This window comes from Virgibacillus sp. JSM 102003 (assembly GCF_041949995.1).
In the GTDB taxonomy this organism is placed as follows: domain Bacteria; phylum Bacillota; class Bacilli; order Bacillales; family Amphibacillaceae; genus Lentibacillus.
Genome location: NZ_JBHFQH010000002.1, coordinates 195048 through 208110 on the forward strand (window position 1 = coordinate 195048; position 13063 = coordinate 208110).

General features: G+C 39.3%; 11 protein-coding genes and 1 tRNA gene. 10 read left to right on the forward strand and 2 right to left on the reverse strand.

Annotated elements, in window-relative coordinates; genetic code table 11:
• Positions 1-31: 31 nt before the first annotated feature.
• From ACE1TG_RS03475 to ACE1TG_RS03505, 7 genes are all read left to right on the forward strand, one after another.
• On the forward strand, positions 32-1123 hold the full coding sequence (locus ACE1TG_RS03475; protein ID WP_375050965.1) for a sensor histidine kinase: 1092 nt from the start codon (positions 32-34) through the stop codon (positions 1121-1123).
• Positions 1123-1761 carry a response regulator transcription factor gene (locus ACE1TG_RS03480; protein WP_375050966.1) on the forward strand — a complete coding sequence of 213 codons (639 nt, stop codon included), beginning with the start codon at positions 1123-1125 and terminating at the stop codon, positions 1759-1761. Before ACE1TG_RS03475 ends, ACE1TG_RS03480 begins: the two co-directional genes overlap by 1 nt.
• Positions 1762-1992: 231 nt before the next feature.
• The gene (locus tag ACE1TG_RS03485; protein WP_375050967.1) at positions 1993-2925 is read left to right on the forward strand and encodes an ABC transporter ATP-binding protein; all 933 of its coding nucleotides are present in this window, start codon (positions 1993-1995) and stop codon (positions 2923-2925) included.
• A 15-nt stretch (positions 2926-2940) separates the two neighbouring features.
• The gene (locus ACE1TG_RS03490; RefSeq protein WP_375050968.1) at positions 2941-4209 is read left to right on the forward strand and encodes an ABC transporter permease; all 1269 of its coding nucleotides are present in this window, start codon (positions 2941-2943) and stop codon (positions 4207-4209) included.
• Complete coding sequence (locus ACE1TG_RS03495) at positions 4206-5321, forward strand: ABC transporter permease (protein WP_375050969.1); 1116 nt, start codon at positions 4206-4208, stop codon at positions 5319-5321. Before ACE1TG_RS03490 ends, ACE1TG_RS03495 begins: the two co-directional genes overlap by 4 nt.
• A 62-nt stretch (positions 5322-5383) precedes the next feature.
• Positions 5384-5872 (forward strand): DinB family protein, encoded by a 489-nt coding sequence (locus ACE1TG_RS03500; protein WP_375050970.1) that lies wholly within the window; start codon positions 5384-5386, stop codon positions 5870-5872.
• Positions 5873-5998: 126 nt separating this feature from the next.
• Positions 5999-6958 (forward strand): alpha/beta hydrolase, encoded by a 960-nt coding sequence (locus tag ACE1TG_RS03505; RefSeq protein WP_375050971.1) that lies wholly within the window; start codon positions 5999-6001, stop codon positions 6956-6958.
• Between the two features lie 194 nt (positions 6959-7152).
• Here ACE1TG_RS03505 and ACE1TG_RS03510 read toward each other — a convergent pair whose 3' ends face one another.
• Together ACE1TG_RS03510 and dat are read right to left on the reverse strand one after the other, a co-directional pair.
• Positions 7153-7767 carry an alpha/beta hydrolase family protein gene (locus ACE1TG_RS03510; protein WP_375051091.1) on the reverse strand — a complete coding sequence of 205 codons (615 nt, stop codon included), beginning with the start codon at positions 7765-7767 and terminating at the stop codon, positions 7153-7155.
• Positions 7768-9212: 1445 nt separating this feature from the next.
• Positions 9213-10076, reverse strand: a complete 864-nt coding sequence (gene dat, locus ACE1TG_RS03515) for a D-amino-acid transaminase (protein ID WP_375050972.1) — start codon at positions 10074-10076, stop codon at positions 9213-9215.
• Positions 10077-10224: 148 nt separating this feature from the next.
• On the opposite strand from dat, the gene ACE1TG_RS03520 reads away from it, so the two are divergent.
• From ACE1TG_RS03520 to ACE1TG_RS03530, 3 genes are all read left to right on the forward strand, one after another.
• Positions 10225-10914, forward strand: a complete 690-nt coding sequence (locus tag ACE1TG_RS03520; protein ID WP_375050973.1) for a Crp/Fnr family transcriptional regulator — start codon at positions 10225-10227, stop codon at positions 10912-10914.
• Between the two features lie 236 nt (positions 10915-11150).
• A tRNA-Gly gene (locus ACE1TG_RS03525) sits at positions 11151-11224 on the forward strand.
• A 127-nt stretch (positions 11225-11351) separates the two neighbouring features.
• The gene (locus ACE1TG_RS03530) at positions 11352-13055 is read left to right on the forward strand and encodes an ABC-ATPase domain-containing protein (protein ID WP_375050974.1); all 1704 of its coding nucleotides are present in this window, start codon (positions 11352-11354) and stop codon (positions 13053-13055) included.
• The last annotated feature ends 8 nt before the right edge of the window (positions 13056-13063 follow it).

The following is a 13063-nucleotide window of genomic DNA, read 5'->3' on the forward strand; positions in this document are numbered from 1 at the left end:
AGTCTTTTTTTATAGGGCAGGTGATAATTGAGTGAGCATTTTTTGGGCACGGTTTGGTATATTTTGTGGGCTTTGGTCCTTGCTGATCTTCAGGTATAGTGAAAATCAACCTATTAGCCTGTTAATTGCAGCACTTGCATTAGGATTATTTTTCTTTTTGTCTATCCGGAAAGAATTGCTTCTTCTTTACATTAGTCTGTCTGTAATCATTTTTACTCATGGAATTATGTTGGCAAATGAAGTTACATACTCGATTTTATTATTATTATATCTTGCAATTATTGCTGTGTATCGCCATAAGGAAAAGCCTTTGACAATCTATTTAATCTTTAACTTGGCATTATCCATGATGATGGTTGTTTATTTTAATAATAGTGTGGTTGAATTAATTATTCTATCCAGTTTCTTTTACTTCATGGTAGCCGCGGTTAACCGATTGTATTTGGAAAAAAATGAGCAACACGAAATGTATGAACAGATGTCAGGTGAGTATCGTAAATTAAAAAGGATGAACCTGGTGGCGGAAAGGGACGCCCGTCTTGAAGAGCGTACGAAAATTGCCCGGGATATCCATGATTCGGTAGGACATCGATTAACGGCTTTAATTATGAAATTGGAAATGTTGTCTATTCAAAACAATGCAGCGGAATATAGTGAATTAAAGGAAATGGCACAGGGTAGTCTTGATCAGACAAGACAAGCTGTAAAGGCTTTGCAAAGTGAGGAACATGAAGGTTTGGCTACGGTTGTCCATTTGATTCGTAAACTTGAAGCAGAAAGTAACATCCAAGTTCAGTTCACCATCAGGCAAGGGGTTCTGTCAGTTCCACTTTCCAATGATAAAAGTGTTGTTTTATATCGGGTCATACAGGAGGCATTAACCAATGCGATGCGCCATGCACAATCAAAGGAAGTACATATTAATTTGGGCAGGGCAGCCACAGGATCCATTTCATTGGAAGTATTGAATAAGATTTATGATGCAGACCCGTTCGAATTTGGATTCGGTCTATCGAATATGAAAAACCGAGTGGAAGAAGTTAATGGAACACTATTCGTTTATCAAACAGAAGAAAAATTTGTTGTATTGGGAACGATTCCTGTGAATGAGGGGGAAGCGTAATGATTCGTGTGCTGTTAGTTGAAGATCAGGCGATTGTCAGGCAGGGGCTGAAGGTTATCTTAGAACAGGACGACAATATTACAGTAACCCATGAAGCGGATAATGGTCAGCATGCTTTGGATATTCTAAAAAAACATATGGTCGATTTTATCATGATGGATGTACGGATGCCTGTGGTCAATGGAATTGAAGCGACAAGAAAGATTAAAAAGCAATGGCCAGAGGTTAAAATCCTGATTTTGACAACGTTTAATGACGATGAATATGCTCTTCAAGCGTTAAAAGAAGGAGCAAATGGATTTTTATTAAAAACATCAGAATCGACTAAATTAATTGCTGCTGTTTACAGTTGTATGAGCGGAGGTTTAACAATTCATGAAGAAGTAGCTGCAAAAGTGATGCCGCGTTTATTGGAACGTTCAACATCGTACAATGCTGCAGTTAATGTTGATCTGACATCAAGGGAATTAACGATAACACGTTTGGTGGGCGAAGGAAAAACAAACAAAGAAATTTCAGGAGATCTATATTTATCGATCGGTACCGTGAAAAACAACATCACACAAATACTGCAAAAAACAGGGCTGCGCGACCGCACACAACTGGCTATCTTTGCGGTAAAACATGATATAGGCTAGTAAACTTCCTGCGCGAGTGGGGAGTTTTTTATGTGGTGTAGAGGAGGTAATGCATCACAGAAGGGAGCGAATATTAACAGATAGCGTGCACATCGACAGGAAAACATGAAACATCAACAGAAAAACGATAAAAGTGACGCAGGTCATCCTCTTATGATAACTATTAGTGACTTGAGACAGTATGCGATGGTGGCCAGACATCGTACAATAATGTAAGAGGAGGAAGATACGATGCTTGAGTTAGTTGATTTATCCAAGAAATTTAAACAATTTTATGCTGTGAAAAATTTGAATATGTTTATTGAAAAAGGTGAAATTGTAGGTTTGCTGGGACCAAATGGTGCTGGGAAATCAACGGCAATTTCCATATTGTCGTCCTTGGTTGAACCGACAACAGGTGATGTGCGGTTTAAGAGTTCCAGTATTATTAAAAGCCCCGGGCCAATTCGGGATGTGATTGGCATGGTACCACAGGAGATTGCCTTATATGATGATTTAACTGCAGAAGAGAATTTACAGTTTTTTGGCAGGATTTATCGGCTGTCAGGTGAGGAACTGAAGCAGAAAATTGATGAGGTGCTGGAGCTGATCGGCTTATCAGACCGGCGTAAGAATGTAGTTAAAAAGTTTTCTGGGGGCATGAAGCGGCGTCTTAATATTGGTGTAGCGCTACTGCACAATCCAGAGTTAATCATCATGGATGAACCAACAGTAGGGATAGATCCACAATCGAGAAACTATATCCTGGAGACAGTGAAACGGCTTAACCGTGAGAAAGAGATGACTGTATTGTATACAAGTCACTATATGGAAGAAGTGGAATTCCTTTGTGACCGTATTTATATTATGGACCAGGGGAACCTTATTGCATCTGGAACGAATGAGGAAATTAAACGAATTCTTTCAGCAGAAAAAACGATTGAAATCAAGTCTGACCGGATAAATGAAGTTTTTGTTCATTTACTTCGAAATGACGCAACGATAAATAGTGTCACGGAAGGTGAGAGAGCTGTGACAATAATCGTGCCAAAAGAAACAAAAGCGTTCGGTACAATTTTGAAGTATGCAGAAGAAGCTGAAATTGAATTGAATTCTGTTGATGTTCAGGAGGCAACATTGGAGGATGTGTTCCTGCATCTTACCGGAAGAGCACTGCGGGACTAAGGAGGAGAGGATTTAATGATCTGGCAAATTGTGAAAAAAATAGGGTTGACTCTGGTGCGTAATCCTCAACAGTTGCTTCTGCTGCTTGGCCTCCCAATTATCCTGATTGCAATTTTAGGTGCAGCGCTTGGGAATGTTATGAATGGTGAAGAAGTTACAATTGATGCCAAGGTTGCCATTATTGAGCATGGAGATGAAATGGAACAGGTTAACCGGTTTATAAATGATATCAAAAACAGCGGAGCGCCTCCGGAAAGAGTGGAAGCAATTCAAGCGGCAACAGGAGAGCTAGTTCCTATTAAACTATTAAAAGAATCCGTTTTTGGAAGTGAAGGCTTAAAGGAATTAATACAACTGGAAAGTGCTAAGCCTTCTGAACGCGAAAAAATGCTAAATGATGATTCCTATACTGCAGTTATTGAGGTTCCCGAAAATTTCACATATCACACACTTCAAAATTTCTTTGGCATGAGGAATTCCGAACCTTCATTAACCGTATCACGTAACGAAGGGAAACAACTAGGGTCAACGATTATTTTAGAGGTTTTAGAGCAGTTTCAGGAACAATTAACGCTAACAAGCTTTGTTGGTGAGAAAGGTATTTCGATGGAAGCAATTCAGGTTGATACAGAAGCGATTTCTGGTGAAATAACGACGATTGATCAGACTCAGCCTGTGACAGCTAAGAAATATTATGCAGTTGGAATGGCTGTCATGAATGTTCTTTTTCTTGCATCCACAATAGGTTCCTATGCCTTTCTTGAAAAAAGACTCCACGTTTTCAACCGAATTATTTTGGCCAACGTATCAAGATGGGTTTATTTTTCAGGTGTGCTAATTGCTGGTACTGTATTTGGCTTTCTTCATTTATTAATTGTGTTTGGTGTGTCATGGATTCTCTTTGGGGTAGCTTGGCCGAGTATTCTAGCATTCTTAATTGTTACATTTGGTCTGGCAATAGCGGTTGGAGGGTTGTCCGTTTTGCTTACTGCTATTAGTTATCGGATTAATTCGGAATTAGTAACGAACTTTTTTCAATCGATTGTCATTACGATTATTGCCTTTTTAGGGGGCAGTTTTTTTCCAATTGGTGATACTTCTAAAACGATTCAATTTATGGGTAACTTAACGCCTAATGGTGCCGGGATGACAGCTTATCTTAGTGTGCTTAGAGGCGATCCAATTTCTTCGATCTGGGAGCATGTTTTTTTCCTTTCTATTTTTGCAGTTACGATTGTTGTGATTGCGGCACTTAGTTTTCCAAAGAGGGGGCAATCGGCATGAAAGGTATTTTCTTAGCAAAAATAAAAATGTTTATGCGAAATCCATGGACGTTTTTAATTATGATTGTCATGTCGGTTGGGTTTGCCCTTATTCTAGGAGGATCCGGAAACTTTACAACAGTCAGTGTTCCGCTTTATGCAGCTGATGATTCGGTCCGTGAATCGATGGTAGGTGAAATGTTAGATGAATCTAATGCATATTCTTTTAAATGGCATTCTGAAGAAGAGATGATGGAGCAGATTTCAAGTGGAAAAGCAGAGGTTGGTGTAGAACTCCAGGAAAATGAATTTAATGTAATTGTTGGGGTTTCATCGCAAAATACTAGGCTGGTTCAGCAAACAATACGGGAAGCGTATAATAAAAAAGCGCAATACAATCAAATTTTTGCCGAGACAGATGCAACAACACCGAGTGAAAAAGATCAGGTTATGGATGACTTGAAAGCAGCTTTAGATGAACCGGTATTTGGTATTCAGTCAAACAATTTCCGTGGATCAAATGCGGTTATTATTGATAACACATTCCATACGTTATTCGGGTTTACACTGTTTTTTGTAATTTATACGATTGCCTACAATGTCTTTTACATCTTGACAGAAAAGAAGGATGGTATTTGGGATAGGGTTATATTATCACCAGTTCGAAAGTGGGAGATGTATACAGCAAATTTCGTCTATACGTTTATTACAGGTTATCTGCAGGTGGCAATTGTATTTCTGGTATTTCGTTATTGGGTTGGTGTTAATTTTCATGGAAGGTTTATTGATTCGCTGCTGGTGATTATTCCATATGTTTTTGCAATTGTAGCCCTTTCCATTTTGATAACAGGCTTGGTAAAAACAGTGCAGCAATTTAATGCGGTGATTCCAATTGTGGCCGTGAGTATGGCAATGATTGGCGGGGCTTACTGGCCAATTGAAATTGTTCAATCCCAGTTTATGTTATTTTTATCAAAAATCGTTCCTATTACGTATGGGATGGAAGTGTTAAATGGTGTAGCCGTTTATGGTTATCCAGTGGAAGATTTATTATTTCCAATCAGTATATTATTGCTAATGGGTGTCATGATGACTGGAATTGGTATTCATTTAATGGAAAAGAGGCATGTGTGACTGGCTGTTATTTTCAAAAAAATATATCACTGATAGAATAAAAGTATGTGAGGAGTGATGGATTGGAAATCAATAATCAGGCACGTGAGGAACTTTTAGAAATAGTAAAGGGTATCTCAGATGAGGATTTAAATAGAAAACCTTCAGAAAACAGATGGTCAATGAAGCAGATACTCGAGCATTTGTATCTAATGGAGGGAGCAATTACAAAAAACATCCGAAGCGAGCTGGCTCAAGGTGAAGTAGTTAATATAGCTGATAAACCAATTGAATTGTCTGTTGATCGGAGCAGGAAGGTGGATGCGCCAGAATTCGTCCAACCCAGTGAATCGTTTGCTACGCTTGAGGAATTGAAACATAAGCTTGAAGCGACACATAACGGATTGTCGGAGTTGGCCTGCACAGCGGATGAAAAGCTACTTGCTGAAAAAGGATCTGTGCATCCAATATTCGGTAAAATGAATTTAAAACAGTGGATACCATTCGTTGGCTACCATGAAAAACGGCACACGGAACAGATAAAAGAAGTGAAAGAAGATTTAGGGCTGTAATGGGTGAGGCGAGCGACAAATTGTTGCTCGCCTTTCCATTGTAAAGAAGTACCAGACTATATAGGGCGAAATTGTTTTTAATATTTAGTATAATAGAGTTAGAGTATTGTAGAAAGGAGAGCTGTCGTGAGGAAGAAAAAATGGCTTAAAATTATTATAGGAATCTTAAGTGTTTTACTTATTATAGATATTATTGCGAGCTTTTATTTTTATAATTTAGCAATCGATCGTAATGAAAAGGATTTTTTACAAGGGAATAAAGATTTGGAAGTCTCCGCTGAAGCAATGGATGTCTTCCTTGAAGGTGACTGGCGTGATTGGGTCAGCAAGCAGAATTTTGATGAATGGACGATGACTTCGTATGACGGGTTGAAGCTGCAAGGTTACTTTTTAGAGGCGAAACAACCAACGAATAAAGTTGTTGTTATGGCACACGGGTATCTTGGTGACGCGATGGATATGGGATTGTACGGCCAATATTATTATGAACAGCTTGGCTATAACATTTTTATGGCCGATGCGAGAGGTCATGGTGCAAGTGAAGGCGAGTACATTGGATTTGGCTGGCATGATCGTAAGGACTATGTTGATTGGGTCAATCGGATTGTAAAAAAATATGGTCAAGATACAGAAATTGTCCTGCACGGTGTTTCGATGGGGGCTGCAACAATGTTAATGGCAAGCGGGGAAGAGCTTCCTGATAACGTTAAGGCAATTGTGGCCGACAGCCCTTATACAAGCGTAAAGGATATGTTTTCCTATCAGATGAATCGAATGTATAACATACCTGCATTTCCAGTTTTACCGAGCACAAGTCTAGTATCAAAAGTAAAGGCAGGTTACTCCTTTACGGAAGCATCTTCATTGGAGCAAGTTAAGAAAGCTGACGTGCCGATATTATATATTCATGGTAATGCTGATACCTTTGTGCCAACCAAAATGGCATATAAATTATATGAAAATACGAAAAGTGAAGCAGAGATTATGACAGTAGATGGAGCAGGTCATGGAGAAGCATTCGCAACAAAGAAAGAGAAATATATCACGAAATTGAATTCTTTTTTGGATAAGTATATTGGTAATTAATCGTAAAAAGAGTTTTCCACCTGGCAGGGGGGAAAACTCTTTTTATTTGGCAGTTGTATGTACTTAAGAGGTGGTAATATCAACTTGAGACGCATGCTATCGACTATATAATGGATATCAACCGAAAACGCAGTATATCGACTTGAAACACGATATATCGACCACCGATACGATTAACCTGCAACATTAGTTCTTTACAAATATTTTTCAAACCAGTTTGCTATGTGGTTTAGGCGGGCGATACGCATTTTTGGTTTTCCGCTTCGGCTTAATTCGTGGTTAGCTTCCGGGAAACGGACAAATTCAACTTCTTTACGCAAATGCTTTAATGTAGTGTACATTTGTTCACTTTGTTCGATTGGGCAGCGCAAATCCTGCTCGCCATGCACAATAAGCAGCGGGGTTTCCACATTTTCAGCATACTTCAATGGAGAGAAATCCCATAGTTTAGTAGGATCGTCCATTAAATTTTTACCAAGTTCCCATTTTGTAAAGAAATAGCCAATATCGCTTACTCCGTAAAAACTTAGCCAATTGCTAATGCAGCGCTGGGTAACGGCTGCTTTAAACCGATTTGTGTGACCAACAATCCAGTTTGTCATAAACCCGCCATAACTGCCGCCAGTTACGCCAATCCGGTTTTCATCGATGAAGTCAAATTCTTTTAAGGCATAGTCAACCGCACTCATCAAATCCGTGTAATCCTTGCCACCGTAGTCTTCACGACAGGCATCAACGAACGACTGCCCGTATCCATGACTGCCACGGGATTCGTATACAAAACGACATAGCCTTTTGCTGCAAGTAATTGTAACTCATGGAAATATGTCTGGCCGTACATCGCATGTGGGCCGCCGTGAATTTCCAGTACGAATGGGTATTTTTGGCCCTCTTCAAAGCCATATGGACGTAATAGCCACCCCTGAATTTCCCAGCCATCTTCTGCAGTATAGGTCAGTGTTTCTGGTTCACTTAATGATACATTGCTTAGAAACTCCTGGTTCGCGTTGGTTAAGCGTGCTAGCTTTCTATCGCTATTCATTTTATAAAAATTGCATGGGTTTGTTGGAGTGCTAATACCAAGGATGAAAGTGCCAGCATTATACGAAAATCCAAAGACATGGTTGTCTTCTTTATACAGCACTTCGAGGTCACCGTTCAGATTCACTTGATATAGCCCGGTTGCACCAAAATCTGTTCCCAGAAAAAATAAATGTTTTTCTGCCTCGTCCCATATTGGTCCTGTTGTTGATTGACCGAGTCTGGTATCACCAATCAGCGCATCACCTAATTGGATATCCCATTCTTTGCTTAAGCATGTCCTTTCAGCCGATTCTGTTTTAAACACATACAGGTCATTAAGTGTTGCACCCTGGTATGCATACTCATGGCCGAAACTGGCGATTTTTGTTCCGCTTGGTGAAAATTGTGCACTCCCGTATGCACCATGTCCGTTCGTTAACCTCCTTGTTTCTTTTGTTGAAAGATTAAGAAGGTAAAGGTCGTTCGTGAGTTCATAATCTGCATCATCATTCAAGTTGGCAGTAAACAGAATCTGTTTTCCATCAGGTGATATATCCTCGAGGTTATGGTTTGCATCTGCTGTTGTTAACTGCTCAAATATCTCTTTCTCAACGTCAAACAAAACAAGCTGTGTTCGCTTATTATCATAAAATCCTTTAGCGTCCGATTTGTAATCCAATCGATTGATTACAATGGGCTGCTCACTTTTTTCTTCCTTTAACTTTTGGCGTTCCTCTTTTGATTGTTCATGTTGGGCCGTTACGTCATCATCTGTTTCCAGTGATGCACTGAAAACAATATATTTGCCATTCCTTGACCAGGCAGGGTTTGTCGCACCGTTCTTAAATGTTGTGATCTGTTTTGCCTCTCCGCCATTTGTATGTATCATCCAGAGCTGAGGAAGCCCACTCCTAGTCGACTGGAATATGACTTTCTTTCCATCAGGTGAGAAGGCGGGATTGTTATTTTTTGCTTCACCAAATGTCCACTGGCTTGGTTTAGTCTCATTTAATTTTTGAAAAAATAACTGTGATGTATATTCATTGTCGTCGTTTGCTGTTGTGGAAACAAATGTGTAGGCATCTCCCATAGGTGTGAACTGGGGATCACTGTACACATTAATATTAAACAGATCTTCTGCTGCTAATGCACGTTTCGTTGTATTCATGAAATGTCCTCCCTTGGAAAATATCTACTATTAAAAAAGAAAAGCCTTTTGATTAACAAAAGACTAGACTTTATGCTTAGCTAAGTTGGCATCCCGTTCGTATGCTTCCTGCAATCTTGCTGTAATCCTTCCTGGACGGCCATCACCTATTGTATCGCTATCTACTTTAACAATCGGCAAGACTTCTGAAGTACTGCTGGATAAGAATAATTCATCAGCTGTGGCGATATCACTGACAGAAAAGGCTTCTTCAATTAATGGGATATCTAAATCGCGCGTGAACTTTTCAATACGCATGCGTACACAGCCATGCAAGATATTATTTGTGGCAGGATGCGTATAAATTTTTCCATCTTTTACAAGATAAACATTGGAGGAACTGCACTCAGTAACGACTCCTTCTTTATGAAGGATGGCTTCATAACTGCCATTCTCTTTTGCTTCCTGTTTTGCGATAACATTAGGCAATAGGTTTAAACTTTTTATATAACAATTTTCCCATCGGACGTCACGCTGCGTTATCGTAGAAACCCCATCTGATAAATTTTTGAGATTACGAGGAAAATCCTCCATATATGCATAAACATTTGCTGGAACATTGCTTGGAAAAGTGTGTTCACGTGGTGCAGAACCCCGTGATGCCTGTAAATATAGCTTGCCATCTGTTGCCATAGAATTTTTTTCTAATAATTCCTGCAGCAAATCTGTTATTTCCTCTCTGGTGAAGGGTAATTCAATCTTGATTGCCTCTGCAGACCGAAACAGCCTATTTACATGCTCCAAAAGCAGATAATACGTGCCATTGTAGATACGGATCACTTCATATACACCATCACCAAACTGTAATCCTCGCTCTTCATATGGATATTTAAGATCATCATGGTTTACAAAATTTGTTTGTGAGATGATTACTGGATAGACAGACATACTATTCCCCTCCTTGAAACTTATGACTATTTTATATCTTCTATCACTGTATGTAAATGTTTTGTTGGATAGTGATAAATATCACAGAATTTGTTTTATTTTTCCTTTATAATGGATATAAAGTTAGTTAAAGGAGGCATGACCATAATTGGAACCAATTTTAGAACGACTTGCTCAGCATGAATACAGTATTCTCATGGCAAACTCAAAACAGATGAGCGTGAAAAAAGGTGAATTCATATTTGAAGAAGGAAGCACTGCTGATCATTTGTTTTTTATACAGCAAGGTGAAGTAAGAATTTTTAAAAACCTCGGTTCAAATAAAGATATTACTATTTTCACACGTAATATAAATGATGGGTTCGGTGAAATCGGTATTTTCAGTGGAAATTATTATTCCAATTCAGCGAAGGCTTTACAGGATAGTAAGCTATATTCGATTACACGTCATGAAATTGAAGATGTCCTAGCACAAAATGGAAGAATAGGTCTTCATTTTACGCGCTGGGTTGCAGAGAATCTGGAAGCAAGTAAAGCAAAAATGCGTGACTACATTGCATTTGGCTCAGAAGGTGCAGTTGCATCGGTGTTTGTCCGGTATTCCAACACATGTGGTGTCGTAACTCCAGAAGGTATAGAGCTAACAGATCCAATTATGATTCAGGATATTAGCAAACATATTGCTGTATCAAGAGAAACTGTCAGTCGTATTGTGAATAAATGGAAAGACCAAGGGATTATAGACAATCAAAATAAACACTTTATACTTAAAGACATGAACTATTTTAGGAGATTACTTGTTTGTGACCAATGCGGTGTAGAAAATTGTGCAATATAGTTAAACCTGCCATTTCTTATAATTACAATCGAACGTGGATGAAGAAAAGTGGCATTATAGATAGGAATATTTTTCATTCATGTTCGATTGTTGATAAGCCAGGTTTCTAAAATAATAACAGAAAACTATTGATTCAATTTGATAGAGTTGGTATAATTAATAATGTTCCTTAGAAAAATTGGCTTCTTAACGGCCTAAAATCGGAGCATTCATCGTACATACTATACGAGTGAAGTGCGGGTGTAGTTTAGTGGTAAAACTTCAGCCTTCCAAGCTGATATCGTGGGTTCGATTCCCATCACCCGCTCCATACATAAGTCATAACGCAGTGTTTCGTAACATACCCTACGAAGCATTGCGTTTTTTTATAGAACTTGAACTTATACCAATGTAAGTTGTATTCTTATGATAACTACGATAATTTGAGGGATTTTAATATGAAAAAATTAATGCAAAACTTGAAACAGATTGATGGTAAAGGCTATAAAGCATATAAAAGTGTTCAGGGTCACTACACATTTGATGATTTTGATTTATATATAGATTATGTGCAGGGTGATCCATTCGCCACACCATCCAAAATACGCGTTGTCATTCCAGTTCAAAAACGGCAGGTAAAAAGTGAGTGGCTCGACTCTCAGGCACGCAAGGTAGCTGCAGAGGATCTGCTTGCCCGCAAAGTTGGTGGAGCCGTTGCAAAGGTAGGACAATTTATCAAGGGGTCTGGAAAGAGTGGACAGATTCTTTTTGATAAGCCTGGACAGGAAGTTCTGGAACGGAGCGCTGTTCAAATTGATCAAGCGTCTATAACGGTATGTATTTCTGTGGGCTTGCCGGCGAATGGACGAAAAATTAACGGGAGAGAGGCAGAGAAGTTATTTTCAAATGCCATTCCAACGATAATTAAAAGCTCCATTTTCGCCATAGCCGATGATGAAGTTCAGAAGGTTATCGAGCTTGCTGATCAGCAGGAAGTTATTCGCAGCGAAATGCGCCATAATGATTGGATTTCTTTTATTGCGAACGGTTCGGTTTTGCCTAGGGAAAGTGGTATTAGCAACCGGCCGCTGAAGGACGCGGTTCCATTTAAAAGTCCTGCTGCAGATGAAGTGGAAATTCAGCTGCCGCACCAACCTGTACCAATTAAAGGAATGGCGATTAAAAAAGGTATCTCACTTATTGTTGGCGGTGGTTATCATGGTAAAAGCACGATCTTACAAGCGATAGAACGCGGTGTATATTCACATACTAAAGGTGATGGACGTGAGTACGTACTTACTGATTCTGATGCTGTGAAGATTCGTGCAGAAGATGGGCGACAAGTTACTGGTGTTAACATTTCACCATTTATCAATAATCTACCACACAAACAGGATACACAATTCTTCTCGACTGAAAATGCCAGCGGAAGCACCTCGCAGGCAGCGAATGTAATGGAAGCATTAGAAGCAGGAGCTACTACATTACTTATCGATGAGGATACCAGCGCAACCAACTTTATGATTCGTGATCACCGGATGCAGCAGCTTGTGAAAAAGGATAAAGAGCCGATTACACCGTTTATTGATAAAATAAAACAAATGCGAGATCAGCTTGATGTATCAACGATTCTCGTTATGGGAGGCTCCGGTGATTATTTTGCTGTAGCGGATTCGATTATTATGATGGAAGCTTATGTCCCTTATAATGTTACGAATGATGCAAAGGAAATAATGGAGAAATACCCATTAGACCGTGATGCTTTATCGGAAGACGCTTTTGGTGATATTGCCGAACGTTACTTCCAGCAGGGTTCCCTGCAGACCAAAAAAGGAAGCCGTCCGAAAACACAGGCAAAAGGCTTAACTAAAATTATTATGGGGCGGACGGATATTTCATTTGATGATACTGAGCAACTTGTGGATTCCTCACAAACACGCATGATTGCAGAGGTTATTCAATATTTGGATCGAACAAATGGGCTTGGTGCTAAATCGTTAAATAAACTACTGGATGATCTGGAAGAGCAGATGGACAAAAAAGGATTAGCCTCATTTACGACGTTTAAAAATCAGCATCCAGGTGATATCGCACGACCACGGCGGTATGAAATTGCTGCTGTATTAAATCGAATTCGTACAGCAAAAGTTACGCAACAATAAAAAGGAGG